22 protein-coding genes are annotated in these 21,521 nt (G+C 65.2%); 8 read left to right on the top strand and 14 right to left on the bottom strand.

Going from position 1 to position 21,521, the window contains the following annotated elements:
• The first annotated feature begins 50 nt into the window (after positions 1-50).
• The gene (locus tag AC50X7_RS15610) at positions 51-266 is read left to right on the top strand and encodes a hypothetical protein (RefSeq protein ID WP_494979856.1); all 216 of its coding nucleotides are present in this window, start codon (positions 51-53) and stop codon (positions 264-266) included.
• A gap of 246 nt (positions 267-512) precedes the next feature.
• Positions 513-1,589 carry a DNA integrity scanning diadenylate cyclase DisA gene (gene disA, locus AC50X7_RS15605; protein ID WP_494979855.1) on the top strand — a complete coding sequence of 359 codons (1,077 nt, stop codon included), beginning with the start codon at positions 513-515 and terminating at the stop codon, positions 1,587-1,589.
• Between the two features lie 71 nt (positions 1,590-1,660).
• On the opposite strand, the gene AC50X7_RS15600 is transcribed toward disA, so the two are convergent.
• Entirely contained in the window at positions 1,661-2,338 is a 678-nt protein-coding gene (locus AC50X7_RS15600; protein WP_494979854.1) for a hypothetical protein, read from the bottom strand.
• A gap of 177 nt (positions 2,339-2,515) precedes the next feature.
• Between AC50X7_RS15600 and AC50X7_RS15595 the strand changes: the two genes are divergently transcribed.
• The 3 genes from AC50X7_RS15595 (at position 2,516) to AC50X7_RS15585 (ending at position 4,550) form a co-directional block, all read left to right on the top strand.
• Entirely contained in the window at positions 2,516-3,436 is a 921-nt protein-coding gene (locus AC50X7_RS15595) for an HhH-GPD family protein (protein WP_494979853.1), read from the top strand.
• Positions 3,437-3,512: 76 nt separating this feature from the next.
• Complete coding sequence (locus tag AC50X7_RS15590) at positions 3,513-3,944, top strand: DUF3592 domain-containing protein (RefSeq protein WP_494979852.1); 432 nt, start codon at positions 3,513-3,515, stop codon at positions 3,942-3,944.
• Positions 3,945-4,058: 114 nt separating this feature from the next.
• Complete coding sequence (locus AC50X7_RS15585; RefSeq protein ID WP_494979851.1) at positions 4,059-4,550, top strand: hypothetical protein; 492 nt, start codon at positions 4,059-4,061, stop codon at positions 4,548-4,550.
• 3 nt (positions 4,551-4,553) lie between these two features.
• On the opposite strand, the gene AC50X7_RS15580 is transcribed toward AC50X7_RS15585, so the two are convergent.
• The 10 genes from AC50X7_RS15580 to lysS all read right to left on the bottom strand — a co-directional run bounded on the left by AC50X7_RS15580 (position 4,554) and on the right by lysS (position 15,680).
• Entirely contained in the window at positions 4,554-4,730 is a 177-nt protein-coding gene (locus AC50X7_RS15580; RefSeq protein WP_494979850.1) for a hypothetical protein, read from the bottom strand.
• Positions 4,731-4,810: 80 nt separating this feature from the next.
• On the bottom strand, positions 4,811-5,506 hold the full coding sequence (gene dhaM, locus AC50X7_RS15575) for a dihydroxyacetone kinase phosphoryl donor subunit DhaM (RefSeq protein ID WP_494979849.1): 696 nt from the start codon (positions 5,504-5,506) through the stop codon (positions 4,811-4,813).
• Positions 5,503-6,135: a dihydroxyacetone kinase subunit DhaL gene (gene dhaL, locus AC50X7_RS15570; RefSeq protein WP_494979848.1), complete on the bottom strand. Its 633-nt coding sequence runs from the start codon at positions 6,133-6,135 to the stop codon at positions 5,503-5,505. Before dhaL ends, dhaM begins: the two co-directional genes overlap by 4 nt.
• Positions 6,136-6,137: 2 nt before the next feature.
• Positions 6,138-7,139, bottom strand: coding sequence for a dihydroxyacetone kinase subunit DhaK (gene dhaK, locus AC50X7_RS15565; protein ID WP_307097090.1), 1,002 nt, complete (start codon positions 7,137-7,139; stop codon positions 6,138-6,140).
• A 226-nt stretch (positions 7,140-7,365) separates the two neighbouring features.
• Entirely contained in the window at positions 7,366-7,875 is a 510-nt protein-coding gene (locus tag AC50X7_RS15560; protein ID WP_494979847.1) for an amino-acid N-acetyltransferase, read from the bottom strand.
• 231 nt (positions 7,876-8,106) lie between these two features.
• Positions 8,107-10,230, bottom strand: coding sequence for a S9 family peptidase (locus tag AC50X7_RS15555; protein WP_494979846.1), 2,124 nt, complete (start codon positions 10,228-10,230; stop codon positions 8,107-8,109).
• 320 nt (positions 10,231-10,550) lie between these two features.
• On the bottom strand, positions 10,551-13,043 hold the full coding sequence (locus AC50X7_RS15550; RefSeq protein ID WP_307097095.1) for an ATP-dependent Clp protease ATP-binding subunit: 2,493 nt from the start codon (positions 13,041-13,043) through the stop codon (positions 10,551-10,553).
• Between the two features lie 457 nt (positions 13,044-13,500).
• Positions 13,501-13,836, bottom strand: coding sequence for a histone-like nucleoid-structuring protein Lsr2 (locus tag AC50X7_RS15545; protein WP_494979845.1), 336 nt, complete (start codon positions 13,834-13,836; stop codon positions 13,501-13,503).
• A gap of 132 nt (positions 13,837-13,968) precedes the next feature.
• Positions 13,969-14,139: a hypothetical protein gene (locus tag AC50X7_RS15540; protein ID WP_494979844.1), complete on the bottom strand. Its 171-nt coding sequence runs from the start codon at positions 14,137-14,139 to the stop codon at positions 13,969-13,971.
• A 2-nt stretch (positions 14,140-14,141) separates the two neighbouring features.
• Positions 14,142-15,680, bottom strand: coding sequence for a lysine--tRNA ligase (gene lysS, locus AC50X7_RS15535; RefSeq protein WP_494979843.1), 1,539 nt, complete (start codon positions 15,678-15,680; stop codon positions 14,142-14,144).
• Between the two features lie 67 nt (positions 15,681-15,747).
• Here lysS and AC50X7_RS15530 point away from each other — a divergent pair, with 67 nt between their 5' ends.
• Positions 15,748-16,602: an alpha/beta fold hydrolase gene (locus AC50X7_RS15530; RefSeq protein WP_494979842.1), complete on the top strand. Its 855-nt coding sequence runs from the start codon at positions 15,748-15,750 to the stop codon at positions 16,600-16,602.
• Here AC50X7_RS15530 and AC50X7_RS15525 read toward each other — a convergent pair.
• Positions 16,599-16,949, bottom strand: a complete 351-nt coding sequence (locus AC50X7_RS15525) for an allophanate hydrolase-related protein (RefSeq protein WP_494979841.1) — start codon at positions 16,947-16,949, stop codon at positions 16,599-16,601. The two genes, AC50X7_RS15530 and AC50X7_RS15525, sit on opposite strands and share 4 nt — an antisense overlap.
• A gap of 37 nt (positions 16,950-16,986) precedes the next feature.
• On the opposite strand from AC50X7_RS15525, the gene AC50X7_RS15520 reads away from it, so the two are divergent.
• Positions 16,987-17,823, top strand: a complete 837-nt coding sequence (locus AC50X7_RS15520; RefSeq protein ID WP_494979840.1) for an alpha/beta fold hydrolase — start codon at positions 16,987-16,989, stop codon at positions 17,821-17,823.
• A gap of 68 nt (positions 17,824-17,891) precedes the next feature.
• Here AC50X7_RS15520 and AC50X7_RS15515 read toward each other — a convergent pair whose 3' ends face one another.
• Positions 17,892-19,370, bottom strand: coding sequence for a DHA2 family efflux MFS transporter permease subunit (locus tag AC50X7_RS15515; RefSeq protein ID WP_494979839.1), 1,479 nt, complete (start codon positions 19,368-19,370; stop codon positions 17,892-17,894).
• A 166-nt stretch (positions 19,371-19,536) separates the two neighbouring features.
• Positions 19,537-20,103: a type 1 glutamine amidotransferase domain-containing protein gene (locus AC50X7_RS15510; RefSeq protein ID WP_494979838.1), complete on the bottom strand. Its 567-nt coding sequence runs from the start codon at positions 20,101-20,103 to the stop codon at positions 19,537-19,539.
• A gap of 252 nt (positions 20,104-20,355) precedes the next feature.
• Between AC50X7_RS15510 and AC50X7_RS15505 the strand changes: the two genes are divergently transcribed.
• Positions 20,356-21,521 (top strand): 13E12 repeat family protein (locus AC50X7_RS15505; RefSeq protein ID WP_494979837.1); only part of this gene is annotated, 1,166 nt, incomplete at its 3' end.

The raw sequence follows: 21,521 nt of genomic DNA, 5'->3' as shown, positions 1-21,521 counted from the left end.
TGATGACGTACGGCAGTCCGATGCACCGCCATGTAAGGGCCTGAGCAGCAGTGCGTGGCGTTTCCTTCTCCGGCAACTTGTTTTTTGATCCTTTGGCCACCGGCCTGGCTCCCGCCGAAATCCAGGACCACAGCGCCGCCCGGCCTGCGGAAACTTCCATGCGGCGCGGGACCCAGTCAGCCGCCGAACAAAAGGCCCTCAGGGCGGCGTCCCTTACCAAGGTCAGCAGAGACCTGGAGCGGATGCTTCAGCAGCGGCCCCGCTGACCCCCGGCGTCAAGGCCACCAAGCGGATTCAAAAGTACCCGGCCAGCCACCCGCCGTCGAACACGTTCCCAGCCACTTCCGCACGTCCCCCAACGGGGCACTTTAGGGCCTGACCGTGCGGAAGTTGGCCTTCTTACCCCTATCATTGAGCTTGCGGGAAATCGAGTACTTTTGTTCCTGCCGGCCAAGCGTGAAAGCCGGCATTTTCTGCGGGCGGCAGTCCGCACCTTTGAAGGGAAACACCTAATGGCGCGGAGCCCCGAAGAATCTCTAAGGGCAACTCTGGGCAGGGTGGCACCCGGAACACCGCTACGTGACGGCCTTGAGCGCATCCTCCGGGGACGGACCGGGGCGCTGATCGTATTGGGCTCGGACAGGACCATCGACTCCATCTGCTCGGGCGGGTTCGACATCGGCATCGATTTCTCCCCCACGCGCCTGCGCGAGCTCGCCAAGATGGACGGCGCCATCATCTGCGACAAGGACGCCGGCAACATCCTCCGCGCCGCCGTCCAGCTCGTCCCGGACTCCAGCATCGAAACCCACGAATCCGGCACGCGCCACCGCACAGCCGAACGCGTGGCCATCCAGACCGGAGTGCCCGTCATCTCCGTCAGCCAGTCCATGCAGATTATTGCCCTGTACGTGAACGGCCTGCGCCACGTCCTGGAAGGTTCGGAGACGGTCCTCGCGCGCGCCAACCAGGCCCTTGCCACACTGGAGCGCTACCGCTCACGCCTGGACCAGGTCACCAGCTCGCTGTCTGCGTTGGAGATCGAAGCGATGGTGACCGTCCGGGATGTGGCAGTCACCCTGCAGCGGCAGGAAATGGTTCGCCGCATCTCGGAGGAGATCTCCCAGTACGTCCTTGAACTGGGCGAAGACGGCCGCCTCCTCTCGCTCCAGCTTGATGAGCTCACTGTAGGCCGCGGCCCCGGAAGCGACGTCATCATCCGCGACTACGCCTCGCCCCACGCCTCCCCCGAGGAAATCGAAAAAGCTGTCAGCGCTCTCGTGAACCTCGGGCCCACCGAGTTGATTGACCTCGGAAAAATCTCGGGGATCGTCGGCTTTGCGGGCGGCGAGGCAAACCTCGACGCCGTAGTGCAGCCGCGCGGCTACCGCCTGCTCTCGGGACTGAAGGCAGTTCCGAAGGCAGTTGCGGACCGCCTGGTGGACCACTTCGGCGGCCTGCAGTTCCTGATGGCGGCCACCATCGATGACCTGATGACGGTGGACGGCATCGGCGACCAGCGGGCGCGGACGGTTCGGGAAGGCTTAAGCCGGATGGCGGAAGCAAGCCTGCTGGACCGCTTCCTCTAGTTCCCACTGGCGCCCTCGCCTCGCAAGCCCGGCCAGGGAACCCTGCCAGCGTGGGCCCATTGCAGCGCCGGTCAGTTCAGCTGGAAAACAGCCTTGGGGCTGGCACGCGAGCCGAGTTTGGCCGTGAAGATGTAGTACGCCCCGCCGCCGCCGGGCTTGGCTTCCACGGGCTGGCAGCCTTCAACGCTGCGGTTCCGGGACCACGGGAAGTTGGCGGTTTCGCTGGCGCCGGGAGCGATGATTTTCAGCAGGTCCTCGCTTTTTGCCTGGCAGTCCCGGGACGAAAAGATGCGGTCCGGCCCGCTCGTCACCAGGTACTCCATCTGGGAGGTTCCGATGTTGACCTCACAGGGCATGGTGCCGCCGTTGGTCACCTTGAGCGTGAACATCGGCTTTTCCCCGGGCCCGTAAGCGGCCTTGTCCGTGGACGCCGAGACTGTGACCAGGTTCTGGTTGCAGGTGGGCGTGGCTGAGGGCGTTGGTGTAGGTTCCGGAGCAGACGCCGACGGCGATGCGTCCGCCGACGCCGTCTCACCAGCAGTGGGGTCCGTGGACGATGCCTGCTCCGACCTGCCGCTGACGGCCCCTGCCAGGGCGAACCCGCCGGCCACCAGCGCGATGACCATGAGCAGCGCCGCGCCGAGGAACAGCCGACGCCGGCGGTACACTGCGGGGCTCGGCTTACGGACGGTGCTCGAACCGGATACCGTCGCCCTGCCACGTGATGCTGAATTGCCTTGCCTGCCCATCCTTCTAGGCTAGAGAACGGGCGCGGATCTGCTTCACCACCACGCCGCCGCCCTTGCAACGCTCTGGTCACATCACGTTTCCAGCCTTGCAGGCGGATCAATTACAGTGTTGGGATCGACACTCAAGCCCCCACCACCGCTGCGTCTGCCCCCGTTCCCGCCGGGGCGGAACTGCAGATGCTGCACAGCCAAATCAACAACTGGTTTGCGGGGATTGCCCGGGACCTCCCCTGGCGGAAACCTGAATGCTCACCCTGGGGCGTGCTGGTCAGCGAAATCATGCTGCAGCAAACGCCGGTGGTCCGGGTGCTGCCCGTTTGGCAGGAATGGCTGAAGCGTTGGCCCACTCCCGCAGGCCTGGCGGGCGAACCAGCCGGCGAGGCAGTCCGTTCCTGGGGCAGGCTGGGCTACCCCCGCCGCGCGCTGCGGCTGCATGCGGCAGCGGCGGCCATTGTTGAGCACCACGGCGGCAGGGTGCCGGACAACTACGCCGAACTTCTGGCGCTGCCCGGTGTGGGCAGCTACACGGCCGCGGCGGTGGCTGCATTCGCCTATGGGCGCCGCGAAACGGTGGTGGACACCAACATCAGGCGGGTCCACGCCCGCCTTATTTCCGGGGCTGCGCTGCCTGCCCCTGCGCTGACTGCAGCGGAAATGCGGCTCGCCGCCCAGCTCCTGCCGGACGACGACGGCACGTCCGTGCGCTGGAACGCTGCGGTGATGGAGCTGGGGGCACTGGTGTGCACGGCCCGGGCACCCAAGTGCAGCGACTGCCCGGTCAGCGGCTCCTGTGCGTGGCGGGCGGCAGGCGAGCCCCCGCCGTCGTACGTCCCCAAGGGCCAGGCCTGGCACGGCACTGACCGCCAGGTGCGCGGGGCCGTCATGGCGGTGCTGCGCGAGGCCGAGGCGCCCGTGCCGCCGGAGATGTTCCAGCGGGAGCCGGCGGACCTAGGTTTCGCGCCGGCGGGGATTGGCGTGCCGCTGGGGGTCCTGCACAGGTTGAATTCGGCTCCCGAGCAGCTGGAACGTGCCCTTGCAGGCCTGCTCGTCGATGGCCTGGCGGAGCTGCACGACGGCGGATTCCGGCTCCCCGCCTGAGCCCCTGCCCGTCATGGTGCGCCGTCGCGGGGACCTGGAATGGCATACTTCTTGGTGACCGGAACCGGGGGAAACCGTGAGAATCATTCTGTACATTGTCTGGGCGCTGTTCGTTGTGGCCGCCGTCTTCGCTCTTATCCACTCGGTGCGGAAAACCAGGCGCCGCGAGCAGCAGACCGCAGCGTGGCCCAAGGTGCAGGCCACCGTTACCGGCAGCATCGCGGGATGGACCAACGGCGGCGGCGGTTCCAGCCGCAGCCGGCGCTTTTTCCCCACCTTCCAGTTCACCGATCCCCAGGGCATACTCTTCGCGGGCGAATCCGATGTCTCCTTCGCCAGCCAGCCGGTGCCTGGGTCACTGATTGAGGTGGCGTACAACCCCGCAAACCCCAATGAGTCACTTCAGGTATCGTCCGCCCCCAGGACGGCGATGGGTTGCCTAATCCCGTTTTTCGCAGTCTTCGCGATCGCGTTGTTCTGGTTTATCGGCATCTTCCCGCTGGCCTGATTCCCACTGGGTTGGTTCCCGCGGGCTGGGGTCGCACAGACCGGGAGCATAACGATGTTTGCATCACTTCGCAACGGGCCGCGGGGAGCCTCCGCCCCGGCCGTACCCTGAAGTATGGGCAAGCGCGGGCTGCTTTTGGCTCTCATCACGACGGCGGGGCTCGCCTCCGCATGCGGCCCCGGCCCCGGCGCGGCCCCCTGCCCAGCCATTGCACAGGCCACGGCTGTCTCCGTCACGGTTTCGGCCAACTATGCACCGCAGGTGGCAACGCTGCACCTGAAGGCCTGCCAGGACGGCACGTGCACCGAAGATGATGTGGAGCTTCACCCGGGCAGCGTCTCAATCGACCAGGGCTGCAGTCCGGATGGCCTCTGCTCCGCCACGGCTTCCCCCGACGGTACGGAATTAGGGGCCTTGTTCCTGCAGACCCTCACCGAGTCACCCATGTCGGTCACCGTATCGGCCACGGGCACGGACGGATCACCCCTGCCCGTACGGACCCTGGACTTCCGCCCCCGGGGCGACTATCCCTACGGCGAACAGTGCGGAAGGTTCATCACCGCATCGGTGCTGCTCGACGCTGAAGGCCTGCACCAGCAGATCTGACGGTCAGAACAGCGCCGGCTGGCTGAAGCTTTCCGCCGTCGCAGCCTCGTCTTCGCGCTCCCCGGCCCCTGGCTCAGGCCGCCATTCGAAACCCAGCTCGGCGAGGAGTTCCTCAACGGACATCTGCCCCTCCAGAACTTCGATATCCGGGGCGTTGTCTTCGAGGTCGAGCCGTTCCATGGCATCGAGCATATTCGCAGGAGTCCCCTGCGGTGCTGTGAACACACCGCCCGGGCGCCATTTCGGGTTGTTCGCCGCCCCTAAGGTTCCCCGAAGCCCGCCTGCACCAGGCCTCCGACATAGTTCACTGCCCGTTCCGCGTCCGCTCCCCATGCTTCAACGTGCAGCACTGATCCCTTGCCAGCCGCCAGCGTCATCAGAGCAGTCATGGACGCACCGTCAACCCCGTTGACCTGCACCTCGGCGTCAAGTGACGACAGCCCACCCGCGATTTTCGCGGCGGGACGGGCGTGCATGCCGGCCTGGTTCACGAGCTCAAAGTCCCCTGTGAAGTCCGGGCCGGCGCCGGTGACGGGGCCTTCGCCGACGGCCTGCAACGCCGGGCTCCCGGCCTGCGGGGCAGGGCCGCGCACAGCTTCCGCCGCCCGTTTGACCGCCTGGACGTCACCGCCGCCCTGTGCAGCGACGGCGGCTGCCACCAGTCCCTCCACCAAAGGTGCATCCGCCAGCACCATTTTGGACGCGTCTTCCGCGAACTCCAACGCGGATTCAGCGGTCATGACAGCGGAGCCCAAGTCAGTCATGATTACGGCGCCGTCACCGCTGGCCACTTTGTCCAGAGCGGCCAGCACCTTCTCCAGGCTGGTGCCAATCCTTCCGTCCATGGTGCCGCCCGCCGCCAGAAGCACGACGTCGGGCGCCATCTGCGCGGCAAGCTCCACGGCGCCGTCGGCGATTTTTTCGCTATGGGAAACCACCACAATGCTGACGGTCACGCAGCCGCCTTCACGGCGGCCCGCAGGATCAGGGCGCTGGAAGCGGCGCCGGGGTCGCGGTGGCCGGCGCTTCGCTCCCCGAGGTAGCTTGCGCGTCCCTTGCGGGCTACCAGCGGATCAGTAGCCACGGCCCCGGCTTCGGCAGCCTCTGCCGCGGCCACCAGAACGGTCAAGGCATCCGGGCTGCCGTCTGCGGCGGCCTGGCTTGCTGCCTCTGCCGCAGGCGTCCAGGCATCCACCATGGTTTTGTCCCCTGGCTCCGCTTTTCCGCGCGCCACTATCCCATCCCGCGCGGCAGTCAGGGCACCGGCCCAGGCGGCAGGAGCTATTTCCGCAGAGTCCCCGAGGGAGGTGGCTGCACGAAGGAACGCCGTGCCGTACAGCGGGCCCGCCGCACCACCCACTTTGGACATCAGGGTCATCGCGGTCAGCTTCAGCGCAGCGCCGGGCGTTTCCGGCGGGGAGTCGGACAGCTTGTCCAATACCGCCTGGAAGCCGCGGTCCATGTTTTCGCCGTGATCGGAATCCCCGATGGCCCGGTCGAGTTCGATCAGCTCCGCCCTGTGCTCCGCCATTGCCTCCGCGCACAGGGTTAGCCACTTGACGGTCCAGTTAACGTCCAGAACCACAGCTATACGCCCCAGCGCAGTGCCGCCGTGTGCACCGGCGCGTCCCACAGATCAATGAGTTCGTCGTCCAGCCGCAGTACCGAGATGGAGCAGCCCTGCATCTCCAGCGCCGTGATGTAATTTCCCACCAGGGAACGCTCGACGGCGGCGCCCCTGTCCGCGAGCACCTGGGCGGCCCGCCGGTAGACGATGTACAGCTCGCTCAGGGGGGTGCCGCCCATCCCGTTGACGAACAGCAGCACCCTGTCCCCCGCAGTGATTCCCAGATCAGTCAGTACGGGCTCCAGCAGGCGGTCCGTGATGCCGTCTGCGTTTTCCATCGCAATCCGGTGCCTGCCCGGCTCGCCGTGGATTCCAATGCCGATCTCAATTTCATCCTCGGCCAGGTCAAAGCTGGGCGAGCCCGCGTGGGGTACGGTGCAGGCGGTCAGGGCCACACCCATGGTGCGGACGTTGCTGTTGACGCGTTCGCCTATCGCGGCCACGGCGTCGAGGCCGTCTCCCCGCTCAGCAGCGGCTCCGGCGATCTTTTCCACCAGCACCGTCCCGCCCACTCCGCGCCGGCCTGCTGTGTACAGCGAATCCTCTACGGCAACGTCATCATTGACCAGGACGGTGCGGACGTTGACGCCTTCCGCTTCGGCGAGTTCGGCTGCCGTCTCGAAGTTCAGGACGTCGCCGGTGTAGTTCTTGACGATGTGCACGACGCCGGCGCCCGAGTTCACGGCCAGCGTCGCCGGGAGGATCTGGTCCGGTGTCGGGGAGGTGAACACCGCGCCGGGCACGGCGGCGTCCAGCATGCCACGCCCCACAAATCCGGCGTGCAGCGGTTCATGGCCGCTGCCGCCGCCCGAGACGAGTCCTACTTTCCCGCTGACTGGCGCGTCTTTGCGCGTGATGTACAGGGGATCGGCGCTGACGGTGACAAGGCCCGAATGCGCCTGGCCGAAGCCCTGCACGGATTCGTCGACTACCGACTTTGGATCGTTAATGAGCTTCTTCATGGCGGTACTCCTGGCTTGCTTCCTGGAGGATGACATTCCGACCCTACTACCGGCATGCGGCGCGGCGGTAGGGCTGCGCTTCCGCCGAATAGAGAAAAGGGACAGCCCCCAATGACTGTCCCTTTCCCTGGGCCCCCAATCCCGGCCGGAAACAGTTTATCCATCAAATCGAGTAAAAGAAAGTGCAGTTCAGGCGGTTTTGGCGGTGCAGCGGAAAACCGGAAGGTTAAAGAAACCTGATCATGCGGGTGTTTCCGAGGGTGTTTGGCTTGACCCTTGCCAGATCGAGGAACTCGGCCACACCTTCGTCGTGGGACCGGAGCAGTTCCGAGTACACCACGGGGTCCACGGCGGACTGGTCCGCCATCACGTCGAAGCCGTGGCGCTTGAAGAAGTCCACCTCGAAGGTAAGGCAAAAAACGCGGGCGACGCCCAGGGCGCGCGCCTCCTCAAGCAGGCTCTCCACCAGGACATGTCCCACGCCTTTTCCCCGCCAGTCCGCAGAAGTGGCAAGGGTCCGCACTTCGGCCAGGTCCTCCCACATAACGTGGAGCGCCCCACAGCCAATGACTTCACCGTCCGAGGACTCTGCGATCCGGAACTCCTGCAGGCTCTCGTAATACGCCACCGTCTCCTTTGCCATCAGAATCCGCTGGTCTGCCAGCGGCGCCACCAGTCTCTTGATAGCGGAAACATCGCCGGTGCGCGCAGGGCGGATATGGAAGGAGTTCGTCACAGAGCAATCCTACGAGCACTCAGGAGTGCACCACGGCACCGGCGCTTGCCGCCAGACATTTGCCGGCGCCTGCTCGTACCTCGCTCTGACAGCGCCTACACAAATGCCTGCCGGTCATCACCTATTGCTTCACTCGCCGTGCGAGGGCGTCGGGGTCATTTGTGTAGCTTGCGTCAAAGCGACGAAGGAGCAGCAAGCGGCAAATGACCCCGCCGGAGCGGGCAACCTAGGCTACAGCCCCAGCTCGTTGGGCACCGGCAGGTCCTGATCGAGGACGTTCCGGGCCAGGAAGCTCTCCACAACGCCGTACCAGACCTTTGCGTGCTGCGGCTGCAGGACCCAGTGGTTTTCGTCCGGGAAGTACAGGAACCGGTGCGGCGTCCGGCCGTCCTGGTCCGCTGCCAGCTGCGACTTGGACAACAGCTCATACCAAAGACGCAGGCCTTCCCCGATGGGTACGCGGTAATCCTTGTCCCCGTGGATCACCAGCATGGGCGTGCTGATCTTTTCAACGTGAAGGTGCGGCGAGTTCTCCAGCGCCATCTCCTCGGTCATCTCCTTCAGCCAGTACTGCGAGGAGTCTGTGGTGGGGCCGAACTGGTCCAGCGCCCAAAGACTGGCGTGGGTCACTACGGCCTTGAACCGGTCCGTCTGTCCGGCAACCCAGTTGGCCATGTAGCCGCCGAAAGAGCCCCCCATGGCCGCGGTACGGTCCGCGTCAATATCAGGACGGTCGACGGCGGCATCAGTCACGGCCATGAGGTCTGTGAACGGGCCTTTGCCCCATTGGCCCCAGCCCCGCTGAATGTAGTTCTGGCCGTAGCCTGTGGAGAGGGCAGGATCGGGCAGAAGCACCGCGTACCCCTTCGCGGTCAGCAGCCAAGGGTTCCAGCGCCAGGTCCAGGCGTTCCAGGATCCCAGCGGGCCGCCATGGATCCAGAGCAGCATCGGCGCCGGGGAATCCGCGGAGGCATCTTCGGGCAGTGCGAGGTACGCCGGGACGCGTGAGCCGTCCGCCGCTGTCGCCGCAATCCGTTCCAGCCTGCCGGGACGGGTGGGCCGTTCCGCCGGCGCCGGCAACCGGGTGGCTTCGCCGGTTTGCAGGTCAATGCGTACAGCTTCCGGCGGGAACTCATAGGAACTGCGGAGGGCGTAGGCGCTGCGCCCCTCAGGCGAGACCACGACGTCGGTGTAGGCCGCCGCGTCCTGTGTCACCCGTGTAACGCTCACTTCAGCGGCAGACGCCGGGACGCTGATCCGGAAAACCGGCGACGCGCCGTCGTCGTCCGCGGTGACCAGGAGGGCGGAACCGTCTGGCAGCCAGGCGGCCGGCTTGGCCCAGCGGTCCCAGTCGTGCGCCAGGGGCGTCAGCTGCCCAGTGCCGGACGAGGACGCCTCGGAGACATCCAGGAGGTGCAGCTTTATTTGGGGTGCCTGGTGCGGGGTGGTGTCGCTCTCGCTCAGCACCACCAAGGTGCTGCCGTCCGGGCTCACAGGACCGGGGAAGTAGCTCATCCCCTCGCGGTCCAGGAGTACCGTCGTGTTGCCGGAGTCCACGTCGATGGCCACCAGGACGGAGCGACTGTCCGCGCGGGCCAGCGGTTTGGTGTAGCTCGCGTAAATGGTCCTGCCATCGGGGCTGACCGCAGTTTCCGCCTCGCGCAGCCGTGCACCTGCATCGGGCGTGAGGTTCCGGAGGGCCAGGGGAGCCGTGGCATCCACAGTGGCGGGTTTGCCGGGGTCCTTCTCCTTCCCGGGCTCCACAGCGAAGATCCGCGGCTGGCCGGGCCCCAGATCCGCATCCCAGTAACGGACCGGATATTCACTGTGCAGAATGGCGGAGACCTTGTTGTCCTTGCGGGACTTCCGCCGTTCGGCATCGTCATCTTCATCGGCCGAGCCCGCCAGGACCTCCGCAACAATGAAGGTGGCATCCGCCGCTTTAGCTGTCATTACGGCACCCACGCCACCAGGCCGGTTGAGCACCACTCGCGCCTCGCCGCCGTCGGCGGGCAGGAGCCAGAGGGCGTTTACCGGGTCGCCCTCGGGGCTGTCAGGATCGGGCCGGGCGGAGGTGAAGTAGACATCACCGTTGACCCCGAACGCCGCTCCTGCCTCACCCTTGGCGCTGCGGGTGATCCGTCGCGCGTGCTTCTGCCCTGCAGGATCAAGCTCCCACAGCGCTGTGCCAAATTCGGTTCCCTTGCCGTTCAGGGTGGCCACGGTAGTAACCAGCCGCCGGCCGTCGGGGCTCATCGCCAGCCCGCTCACCCGCGGGATGGACAGGTAATGGTCCAGATCATGGAAAGGAGTCAAAGGTTGCTCGTCCGGGATCGCCGGATTCAGATTAGCCATGCCCCCGATTCAACCCGAACTGTGCTCCCCGTCACAACCACTTCACTACCGGCGAAACCCACGGCTGCTCCTTCGTGGCTGGGGTGCCCCGGCCCGGGCGCCATTTGCCCACAACCCGGTTGCAGCAGGTGCCTGCATCCACGAACGGCCCTCAGCCGCATAGACGGTGCTGGGCAACACCGCTCATGCGGGTACGGACCGCTCATGCCTTGTGACGCATGAGGGAGACGGTGACATTGGCGCCGAAACCAGCCACAGTGCCCTCAACAAGCGAAAGCCCCGCCTGCTCTTTCGGAGCGGGCGGGGCCTTCGTTTTGGTGCTAGACGCTCGGAGCGATTTCCGGGATGCGTGGCTTGGCGTTGCCGGCAAACGTGAACTTGGCGTCGTCGCCGTCGCCTTCCACGTCCACTACAACGATGTCGCCGGCGTGGATCTCACCGAACAGGATCTTCTCGGAGAGCTGGTCCTCGATCTCGCGCTGGATGGTGCGGCGGAGCGGCCGCGCACCCATGGCGGGATCGTATCCGCGGGTTGCCAGGAGCACCTTGGCCTTGGGCGTGAGCTCGATGCCCATGTCCTTGTCCTTGAGCCGCTTCTCCAGGCGTCCAACGAACATGTCCACGATCTCGATGATCTCGTCCTGGGTGAGCTGCGGGAACACCACAACGTCATCCACACGGTTCAGGAACTCGGGGCGGAAGTGCTGCTTGAGCTCCTCGGTGACGCGGGCACGCATGCGGTTGTAGCCGGTCTGCGTGTCGGTGCCGGACTGGAAGCCGGTGGCCACACTCTTTGAGATGTCCCGGGTGCCCAGGTTGGTGGTCATGATGATCACCGTGTTCTTGAAGTCCACCACCCGGCCCTGGGAGTCGGTCAACCGGCCGTCTTCCAAGATCTGCAGGAGCGAGTTGAAGAGGTCCGCGTGGGCCTTCTCCACTTCATCGAACAGCACCACGGAGAACGGACGACGCCGGACCTTCTCGGTCAGCTGGCCGCCTTCCTCGTAGCCAACGTAGCCCGGAGGGGCACCGAAGAGCCGCGAGACGGTGTGCTTCTCGGAGTACTCGGACATGTCCAGCGTGATGAGGGCGTCCTCTTCACCGAACAGGAACTCCGCGAGTGCCTTGGCGAGCTCGGTCTTGCCGACGCCGGTGGGGCCGGCGAAGATGAACGAGCCACCCGGACGCTTGGGGTCCTTGAGTCCTGCACGGGTGCGGCGAATGGCCTGCGACAGTGCCTTGATGGCCTCGTCCTGGCCCACCACACGCTTGTGCAGTTCGTCTTCCATCTTCAGCAGGCGCGAGGACTCTTCCTCTGTCAGCTTGAACACGGGGATGCCGGTGGAGTTGGCCAGCACCTCGGCGATGAGATCCTCATCCACCTCGGAGATGTCGTCCATGCCGCCGGACTTCCAGTGGCGTTCCTTCTCGGAGCGCTCGGTGATCATCTTCTGCTCTTTGTCACGGAGCGCGGCTGCACCTTCGAAGTCCTGCGCGTCAATAGCGGACTCCTTTTCCATCTTCAGCTTGGCGATGCGCTCGTCCATGGCCTTGAGCTCCGGCGGAGCGGTCATGCGGCGGATACGCAGCCGTGCGCCGGCTTCGTCGATCAGGTCGATCGCCTTGTCCGGCAGGAAGCGGTCAGAGATGTAGCGCTCGGCGAGGCTGGCAGCCGAGGCCAGGGCGCCGTCGGTAATGGTGACGCGGTGGTGCGCCTCGTAGCGGTCACGCAGGCCCTTAAGGATCTCGATCGCATGCGCAACCGAGGGCTCCTTGACCTGGATCGGCTGGAAGCGGCGCTCCAGCGCGGCGTCCTTCTCGATGTGCTTGCGGTACTCGTCCAGCGTGGTGGCACCAATGGTCTGCAGTTCACCGCGGGCCAGCATGGGCTTCAGGATGGACGCAGCATCGATGGCACCTTCGGCGGCACCGGCACCCACAAGGGTGTGGATTTCGTCGATGAAGAGAATGATGTCACCGCGGGTGCGGATTTCCTTGAGGACCTTCTTCAGGCGCTCTTCGAAGTCACCGCGGTACCGGGAGCCTGCCACCAGAGAACCGAGGTCCAGGGTGTACAGCTGCTTGTCCTTGATGGTTTCCGGGACGTCGCCACGGACAATCGCCTGGGCAAGACCCTCGACGACGGCCGTCTTGCCGACACCCGGCTCACCGATCAACACCGGGTTGTTCTTGGTGCGGCGGGAGAGGACCTGCATAACGCGTTCCATCTCCTGCTCGCGTCCGATGACCGGGTCCAGCTTGTTCTCGCGGGCAGCCTGGGTCAGGTTGCGGCCGAACTGGTCCAAAACAACGGATCCCGCCGGCGTACCCTCGGGCTGGCTGGAGCCGACGCCGGCACCGCTTGTTTCCTTGCCCTGGTAGCCCGACAGGAGCTGGATGACCTGCTGGCGGACCCGGTTGAGGTCTGCGCCGAGCTTGACCAACACCTGGGCGGCAACACCCTCACCCTCGCGGATGAGTCCCAGCAGGATGTGCTCCGTGCCGATGTAGTTGTGGCCCAGCTGGAGGGCTTCGCGCAGCGAGAGTTCCAGCACCTTCTTGGCACGGGGGGTGAAGGGGATGTGGCCGGACGGCGCCTGCTGGCCCTGCCCGATGATCTCCTGCACCTGCTCGCGAACGCCGTCGAGCGAAATGCTCAAGGACTCAAGAGCTTTGGCGGCAACGCCCTCACCCTCATGGATAAGACCCAAGAGGATGTGTTCGGTACCAATGTAATTGTGGTTCAGCATGCGTGCCTCTTCTTGGGCAAGCACAACTACGCGACGGGCACGGTCCGTAAATCGCTCAAACATTTCGCCACACTCCTAGCTACGACGTACTTTGATGCTACGTGGCCCGCCCATACTTGTGGAGCGTGTTCGCCACGGGGGAAACCGGGATGGACCGGGAATACCCGCAGATGCCACTTTTCAGCGCCGGCGGCACCTGCCGGGAGTGGGTAGAAGGCCAATCAATCGGCCTCCTGCCGATGGGAGGGGAGCGGCACGCCGCCCCAGCGCGCACCCTTGCTTCTGTCCCGGCCGGCAATGCGCACATCTGACCTTGAGCGCCCCGTTGGTGTTCTAAGTTTCCGAACACCCTCGGGCCGCGAGCCTCCTGCGCAGTCCCTCGACTAAATCCGTCCCGGCACCGTGATGTCGCTGTGCAGCGGAGTAATTACGGCACTGCCCCCTCTTTCAGGCTGGCAACCGAAAAAGCCCTGCTTCCCGACGCGGGAAGCAGGGCCTTTTGGCCGATTTGCGGCTGAAACTAGGAATTGGCCTTTTGGTAGGCTTCCTGGATTTCGGCCTGAATTCGGCCACGGCTGTTAACGGTGTAGCCGTTTTCCCGGGCCCATTGCCGAATCTGTGCCGAATCGTGGCTGCGGCCTCCGCCCGATGCTTTGGTGCGTGCAGCCCGGCCGCTGCTGCCCGAAGCCTTACGCGAAGCACCGATAAACCGTTCCAGTGAGGAACGGAGTTCGGCGGCATTGGCGGCCGATAGATCAATCTCATAGTTGACCCCGTCAAGGCCAAACTTTACATTCTCGTCTGCGGATCCCCCATCCAAATCATCAACGAGGATGATGTTTACTTTCTGTGCCATTTAAGGTCTTCCTCTTGGAAAGGGTTCGGTTTTCAGAAAAGCAGGATGTTTCCCTAAAAGTATGACCCTCTTTATGGCAACGCGTCAAAGCGCCAATTGACCCCTGGGGATAAAAGCGGAAAGCTTGGGGGTTTATCTATTCGATTCGGGGTCCGCTGGCCCCGCAGTACGCGCTTCGGCTTCTGCCTGGGCTTGCGCCTCGGCCTGGCGTTCGGATTTGTCCGCGTTGAAGATCGACTTCATGGCGAACCAGAAGAGCAGGCCCACCACCAGGGACGGCAGGAGTACAGCTACATATTCCACGGTCAGTGCCCTTCGGGCTTGAGCAGCGGGAAGAGGATGGTTTCGCGGATCCCGGCGCCGGTGAACAGCATCACCAGCCGGTCGATCCCGAGTCCGATGCCGCCCATCGGCGGGGCGCCGTATTCGAGAGCGCGCAGAAAGTCCTCGTCCAACTGCATGGCCTCATCATCGCCGGCGGCTGCATGGCGTGACTGCTCGGTGAGCCGTTCGCGCTGGATAACGGGGTCGATCAGTTCGGAGAACGCGGTGCCGCGCTCCATGCCGCCGATAATGAGGTCCCAGGCCTCGATCAGCCTGCCGTCTTCCCGGTGCGGGCGGGCCAGCGGCTGGGCAGAGGGCGGGTAGTCGTAGACGAAGGTGGGGTTCAGCAGGGTGGGCTCCACGATTTCGCCGAAGAGCTCCACCGCCAGCTTCTCGGCGTCCCACTTGGGATCAACCTTGACCTCGTGCTTTTCGGCGATACCCCGCAGTACCTCCAGCGAAGTCTCTGGCGTGACTTCCTGGCCAACGGCGTCGGACAGTCCGGGGTAGACAGATACCCAGGCCCACTCGCCGTCGAGGTTGATCTCCCCCGCTTCGGTCTGCAGGACCCGGCCGGCGCCCACGGCATCCGCTGCGTCGAGGATGATCTCCTTGATGCGCTGCGCCATAACGAACTGGTCAGCCCACGCCTCGTAGCTCTCAAGGGTGGTGAACTCGGGGCTGTGGGTCGAGTCCACGCCCTCGTTGCGGAACACCCGTCCCATGTCGTAGACGCGGTCGATGCCGCCCACCACGGCACGCTTGAGGTAGAGCTCGGTGGCGATGCGCAGGGTCATCTTCTGGTCGAAAGCGTTCATGTGGGTCTCGAACGGGCGTGCCAGGGCACCGCCGTGGACCAGCTGCAGGATGGGGGTTTCAACTTCCACGTAGTTGTGGCGGAAGAGCGTCTCGCGGATGGAGCGCGTGATGGCGGCACGGGTGTAGACCATCTCGCGGGCTTCGTCGCGGACCATCAGGTCCACGTAACGCTGGCGGACGCGGGTCTCCTCGTTCAGCTCGGCGTGGAGTACCGGCAGCGGGCGGAGCGCCTTGGAGGCCATGGACCAGGAGTCGGCCATGACGGACAGCTCGCCGCGGCGGGAAGAAATGACCTCACCGCTGATGAACACGTGGTCCCCGAGGTCTACCAGCGCCTTCCAGTCGGCCAGCGCTTCCTCACCCACGTTGGCGAGACTGAGCATGGCCTGCAGGCGGGTTCCCTTGCCGTCGGTGCCGCCCTCCTGAAGGGTGGCGAAGCACAGCTTTCCGGTGTTGCGCACGAACACGACGCGCCCGGTGACGCCAACAATGTCGCCAGTGGTGTCGTCCGCCTCGAGGTGGGCGTACTTTTCACGGACCTCCGCGAGCGAATGCGTCCGCTCCACACCCACCGGGTACGCCTCGACGCCGCGCTCAATCAGCTTGGCGCGCTTCTCCATGCGGATACGCATCTGCTCGCTGGCATCGAGCGGCTCTGGGGCGTTCTTGGACGAGGGGGTGTTTTGGGAAGTCACAATCATCAAGTTTACGGGAGTTGGGCAGGCCCGGCTTCGGGGGCGGGATCGGGCTGCTGCCTAGGATGGGGTGGTGAAAGAACAGGTACTTCCAACGCACGACGGCGGCCGCCTGGCCTTATACAGTTACGGCACCGAGGATGCGCCCGGAGAACGCCGGGTGCTCCTGATCGGCGGAGCGTTCCTGACCGCCCTGATCTACCGTCCGTTTTCGGTCGCGCTGGCCAAGGGCCTGGGCAACGGCTGGGCGGTGGACGTGTACGACCGCCGCGGCCGCGGAAGTTCCTCCGGGCAGCCGGCGGATTACTGCATGGCCACCGAGATCGCCGACGTCCGTACTGTCCTGGACGGCACGGGTGCCAGGAACATCCTGGGCCACAGCCTGGGCGGTTCGGTGGCCCTCAACGCAGTGCAGGAGTTCACCGGCACCCCCTATGTGCCTGACAAGCTGGCCGTGTACGACGCCGCCGTCAACATTGACGGCAGCATCGACACCGACTGGCTGGACGGCTTCGAGGAGGCTGTGAACAGCGGCAAGGTGGGCCACGCCCTTGCGCACATGAAGAAGGCCACAAGCCCCGGTTCCGCCATGGCGAAGATCCCCGAACCTGTCCTTGCCGCTCTGATGGCACTGTTGTCGCGGACCAAGGTCAACAGGATGTTCCGCGAGGTGATGCCCAGCGGCGTGGGCGAACTGCGCGCCGCCTACAACGAGGCGGACCACGCCAGGGATTTCAGCGTGCTGCCTCCCAACACCCACTTCATGGCCGGCGGCAAGAGCCCCACCTACTACAAGGCCACGGCGGAGCGGCTGCACGCGGCCGTTCCCGGCAGCACCTACGAGCTCTCCCCCAAGGGGTTCCACGGCTCCATCCCCGCTGCCGTGAACGAACTGGTCACCGACATTTCTGAATACTTCAAGGGCTAGGTGCCGCGGCTGAAGCCGGCGAGGGCAGCCTCCCCCAAATTCTGCCACAGGCTCCTGGGCTCATTCCGGTCAGCCAGCCAGTCGCTGTAGTGCGTGATGTCTTCCCCGTGTGCAGCCGCGACAGCATCACAGGCGAACCCGACAGCCTTCGAGCCATCCGCCAGCTCCAGCGATCCGAGCAGCATGGGTTCGGGGAGCGCAGCCAGAAACCGTCCCAGTCCGGCTTCGGATACCAGCCACCGTTCACCCACAAGCTCCGCGCCGCCGTCGTCCGCGAGCAAAGCGCGGTGCTCATCAAGAACCTCGGCTGAGAGTTTGTGTGCAGCCTCGGCCGCGGGCGGCGTCATGGTGCCCGCATTCAGGTTGCTCGGCTAGGCTCGGAACATGACGCGTGAGAACATCAGGACCCCCGACGGCGGCACTCTGGAGCTCTTTTCCACCGGGGCGGATCTTGCTTCCGCCGGTTCAGGCGTGGTTATTGTCCCGCCCTCACTGGTGACTGCGGCCGACTACACAAAGTTCGCGCAAAAGCTAAGCGCCGCGCTGGGCCGACCGGTCCACACGTTCAACCGGCGGGGCCGCGGATCCTCATCCCCACAGCCGGAGGATTACACCCTCGACGTGGACATCCGCGATCTGGCCGCCGTTATGAAACACACGGCCAGCACGGACGTGTTCGGGCACAGCTTTGGCGGGGCCGTTGCCCTCCACGCCGCCCGCACGCTCCCCGTGGAACGGCTCGCTGTCTACGACCCCGCCGTCTCCGTGAACCACAGCGTGAAGGCCGACTGGACCACCGAGTACGAACGCGCCGCAGCTGCCGGGGATGATGACCGTGCCCTGGCAGTCCTCCAGCGCGGCCTCGAGGCAGGCGGCGCATTCTCGTCCCGCATGCCGCTCTCCATGCTGACCCTTGCCAACAAACTTACGGCCGGCACGTCAGAGGGCAAGCAGCAGCGCGAGCTGATGAGGACCGGTGTCCGGGAAATCAAGGCGATCATCGCGGCGGACATGCCGGCGGAGCCGTTCCTGGAACTGCCGCTGGAAACCCTTATTGTGGTGGGCGAAAAGAGCCCGGCCTACTTCGGGGTGGCCTGCGGCCAGATCCACGACGTCCTCTCCGGCTCCAGTTACACCATCCTGCCCGGCTTCGGCCACGACGGCGTTATCAAGGCCCCGGACCGGCTCATCAAGGAGCTCGCGGACTTCTACGCCGGCTAACGCAAGGTAAGTAGCGGCAAGTGTCGTTCTGAGCGGTTTAGAACGACACTTGGCGCTACCTGGTTGGGTTAGTGGCCGGGAGCGTGGCCCGGGCCGGCACCTTCGGTCTTGCGCATCATCGCTGAAAGTACGACGGCGGCGAGGGCTATGACGGTCGCCGTCAGGAAGGCGGCGCTCATCCCCGCGACGAGGCCCGACGTCGCGGAAACCACCGCGAAGATGGACACCAGCAGGGCGGTGCCCGCGGCGCCGGCAACCTGCTGGGTGGTGCTCATGATCGCGGATCCATGCGAGTAGAGGTGCGGCGGAAGCGGGTTCAGGCCGGTGGTGAACGCCGGCGTGAAGAGCAGCGCCAGGCCGAAACTCAGCCCCACGTGCAGGGTGACGATCCAGGCGATGGAGGTGCCGACGTCGAGCATTGAGAACTGCCAGAGGGCCACCACCATCAGGATGGAACCGGTGACGGTGAGCGGCAGCGGCCCTACCTTGTCGAACAGCCGGCCAATGACCGGCCCCAGAAGGCCCATCGCCAGGCCGCCGGGGAGGAGCGCCAGGCCGGTCTCCAAGGAGCCCAGGCCGCGGACTTCCTGCAGATAGAGGGGCAGCAGGATGACGCCGCCGAACAGCGCCATCATGGCCACCACCATCAGCAGGACCGAAATCGTGAACATGCGGAAGTTGAACGCGCGGAGGTCCAGCAGCGGGGCTTCGGCTTTCTGCAGCCGCAGCTGGCGAAGGACGAAAGCCGTGAGGCCGGCAACGCCAATAACCAGCGCGGTGATGGCAGTGGCGCCGGGGCCGGCCTGGCCGCCGTGGCCGCCGCCGATCTGGCTCAGGCCGTAGACCAGGCCGCCGAACGCCGGGACGGTGAGGACTACCGAGAGGGCGTCAAGCTTTGTCTTTTCCGCTTCGCCGATGTTGGTCAGGTACTTCGCGCCGATGGCCAGCGCTGCGAGTGCCACCGGCAGGACGAACACAAACATAAAGCGCCACGTGAAGTGCTCCAGGATCAGCCCGGAAACCGTGGGGCCCATGGCCGGCGCCACCGAGATGGCGATGCTGACGTTGCCCATCACGGCGCCGCGCTTGGCCAGCGGGACCAGCGTGAGGATGGTGGTCATCAGCAGGGGCAGCATGATGGCCGTGCCGCCGGCCTGAACGATGCGGGCCAGCAACAGGATTTCGAATCCGGGAGCCACGGCGGCGAGTGCGGTGCCGCCGGCGAAAAGCCCCATGGCCAGCATAAACACGGCCCGGGTGGACAGGCTCTGCAGGATGAACCCGGTGGTGGGGATGACGATGGCCATGGTGAGCATGAATCCGGTGGAGAGCCACTGGACCGTGGGCGCGTCCACCTGGAGGTCCACCATGAGCCGCTGCAGGGCGACGTTCATGATGGTCTCATTGAGGATCACCACAAACGTCGCCACCAGCAGCGTGCTGATGACGGTGACCGATTCGCGGGACATCTTCTCCGGTGCGGCGGGCTTGGTTCCGGGAGCTTGCACGGACTGGCCGCTGGCGTTCGGAGAGACTTCGGTAGACATGCGTGTTCCCTCAGGGAGTTGTGGAAGTGAGTGGTGCGCGGTTAAGGCCGCTGCAGACTCCAACACTCTACCGCTTGGAGTAATTCCTCCGAGCGGGATTTTTCTTTAACCCTGAGGGAACAGTGGGGGTCAGGAGGGACTGCCGGGGCTGCCTCCGCCGGACCGTCTAGGCCGTTTGGCCAGCGTGCTGACCCTCCGAAATTTCTTCAACCAGTTTGTTATTGAAGGCCGGGAGGTCATCCGGGTTGCGGCTGGTGACCAGCCCTTGGTCCACCACCACTTCCTCGTCGGTCCAGTTGGCGCCGGCATTCTGCAGGTCCGTCTGGAGCGTGTGGTAGGAGGTGAGGTTCCGCCCGCGCACCACTCCCGCTTCAATGAGCAGCCACGGTCCGTGGCAGATGGAGGCCACCGGCTTGTGTTGTTCGAAGAAGCTCCTGGTGAAGCTCTGGGCGTCCTTGTCGACGCGGAGGTGGTCTGCGTTGACAACGCCACCGGGGAGCACCAGCGCGTCGAAGTCCGAGGCGTTCGCCTCTGCGACCGTCAGGTCGACGTCGAACGTGTCGCCCTTCTCAGTCCCCTCGAATCCCTGCAGCTTGCCGCTCTTCAGGGCAACCAGGGTGGGCTGGCCGCCGGCGTCCTTGACTGCCTGCCACGGGCTGGTGAGCTCAATCTGCTCCACGCCGTCGGTCAAAAGGAATGCAACCTTCTTGCCTGCAATGCTGTGTTCTGACATTCTTCCTCCTCGCTTGAAGCGGGTTTCAGCGTCCGAATCAGGGCGTGAATCTTTTGCTTCGAGAGTTGTTTGCCTGACAGCTTCCAGCCTAGGAAGGCGGAAAGTAATAAGCAAACTGAGTATTTTTGCTCCAGCTGGGCGCAGGGTATGCGCGGCGCAGAATTACGACGACGGAAGGGCGCCAGGTGCGTGGCGGGCGGTGGTATAGGCGCACCCACTCAAATTGTCAGTGCCTCCGTAGAGGATGTTGGTATGGGAAACGGCGAGGGCGCAATGGCAGCGATGGAGGGCATTCATGCCTCCGTTGCCGGCGTGGGGGCCCTGTTTCTCAAGGATGCCGCCCTGGCCACTACCGCTGCTGCCGGTGGCGGGGTTGACGTGCTCCAGCGCGCGTACGAGATCCGTTTGGACCGGTTGGGGCTGCTGTCCAGGCTCGAAGCGCAGATAGCTGGGCTCAAGGCACGCGACGCAGCCGAAGCTTTCGAACTGCAACAAGCGATGACCCCACCGAACGCACCCGTGCACGAGCGGACCTACAACGAGATGTCAGCGATCGAGGAAACCGCCGGCGTCCTGACCCTCAGCGGACCCGCAGCCGGAGCGTTCATCACCCAGTCCCGCCAACTCTGCTCCCTCCCGCTCGCCCTTGAGGCACTGTCCTCCGGAACCATCTCCTGGCAGCACGCGAAAATCATCGCCGACGAAACAGACGGCCTCACCCCCGCCGGCGCCAACGCCCTGGCAGCGCACTTCCTCGACCCGGACGCACCGGCCCGCGGAGCCGCCGCCGGGAATCTGGTGCCCTCACGGTTCCGGGCCAGAGTGCGGTCCTGGCGCGAACGCCACCACCCCGAATCGATCGAAAAGCGGCACGCCAAAAGCGCGGCCGACCGCCGCGTCGAATACAGCCCCGACCGTAACGGCATGGCCTGGTTCTCCGCCTACCTGCCCGCCCACCAGGCATCCGCGATCTGGAACAAAATCACCGCCCTCGCCCGAGGCGCCCAAGGCCCGAACGAACCCCGAAACCTCACCCAACTCCGGCCAGACATCCTCGCCAACCTCCTCCTCAGCGCAGGACCCGCACTAACTCCAACCACGGAACCCAGCCCGCACACCCCCAAAGACAACCCCACGGACGGCTCCCAGGATGGCCCCACGGACGCGCTCGGACGAGCCACCCTGGCAATCACCGGCAGCAACGCCACGACCACCGGCACCGACACCGACACCGACGAGTACACGCGTGACCAGCACGAGGGCGACGGTTATGGCACCGACGCTGCCACAGGCTCCGCCGACAACGGCGGCAACGGCGGGTACGCGGATGTCGCCAAAGTCCCGGTCCCAAACACAACAGTGCTCGTGACCGTCCCGGTGTTCGCACTCCTCGGACTCACCGACGAACCAGCCGTCCT

The organism is Pseudarthrobacter sp. Hb11, assembly GCF_059383655.1.
The sequence above is the reverse complement of the archived record's forward strand: the minus strand, read 5'-3'. Positions and strand labels throughout refer to the sequence as shown.

Bases quoted from the DNA above. Each gene is read 5' to 3' on its own strand.
- AC50X7_RS15545 (WP_494979845.1), bottom strand. From the start codon at position 13,836: ATGGCACAGAAAGTAAACATCATCCTCGTTGATGATTTGGATGGGGGA.
- AC50X7_RS15580 (WP_494979850.1), bottom strand. From the start codon at position 4,730: ATGGAACGGCTCGACCTCGAAGACAACGCCCCGGATATCGAAGTTCTG.
- dhaK (WP_307097090.1), bottom strand. From the start codon at position 7,139: ATGAAGAAGCTCATTAACGATCCAAAGTCGGTAGTCGACGAATCCGTG.
- lysS (WP_494979843.1), bottom strand. From the start codon at position 15,680: ATGATTGTGACTTCCCAAAACACCCCCTCGTCCAAGAACGCCCCAGAG.
- AC50X7_RS15550 (WP_307097095.1), bottom strand. From the start codon at position 13,043: ATGTTTGAGCGATTTACGGACCGTGCCCGTCGCGTAGTTGTGCTTGCC.
- AC50X7_RS15525 (WP_494979841.1), bottom strand. From the start codon at position 16,949: ATGACGCCGCCCGCGGCCGAGGCTGCACACAAACTCTCAGCCGAGGTT.
- AC50X7_RS15520 (WP_494979840.1), top strand. From the start codon at position 16,987: ATGACGCGTGAGAACATCAGGACCCCCGACGGCGGCACTCTGGAGCTC.
- AC50X7_RS15515 (WP_494979839.1), bottom strand. From the start codon at position 19,370: ATGTCTACCGAAGTCTCTCCGAACGCCAGCGGCCAGTCCGTGCAAGCT.
- AC50X7_RS15600 (WP_494979854.1), bottom strand. From the start codon at position 2,338: ATGGGCAGGCAAGGCAATTCAGCATCACGTGGCAGGGCGACGGTATCC.
- AC50X7_RS15510 (WP_494979838.1), bottom strand. From the start codon at position 20,103: ATGTCAGAACACAGCATTGCAGGCAAGAAGGTTGCATTCCTTTTGACC.
- disA (WP_494979855.1), top strand. From the start codon at position 513: ATGGCGCGGAGCCCCGAAGAATCTCTAAGGGCAACTCTGGGCAGGGTG.
- AC50X7_RS15585 (WP_494979851.1), top strand. From the start codon at position 4,059: ATGGGCAAGCGCGGGCTGCTTTTGGCTCTCATCACGACGGCGGGGCTC.
- AC50X7_RS15595 (WP_494979853.1), top strand. From the start codon at position 2,516: ATGCTGCACAGCCAAATCAACAACTGGTTTGCGGGGATTGCCCGGGAC.
- AC50X7_RS15555 (WP_494979846.1), bottom strand. From the start codon at position 10,230: ATGGCTAATCTGAATCCGGCGATCCCGGACGAGCAACCTTTGACTCCT.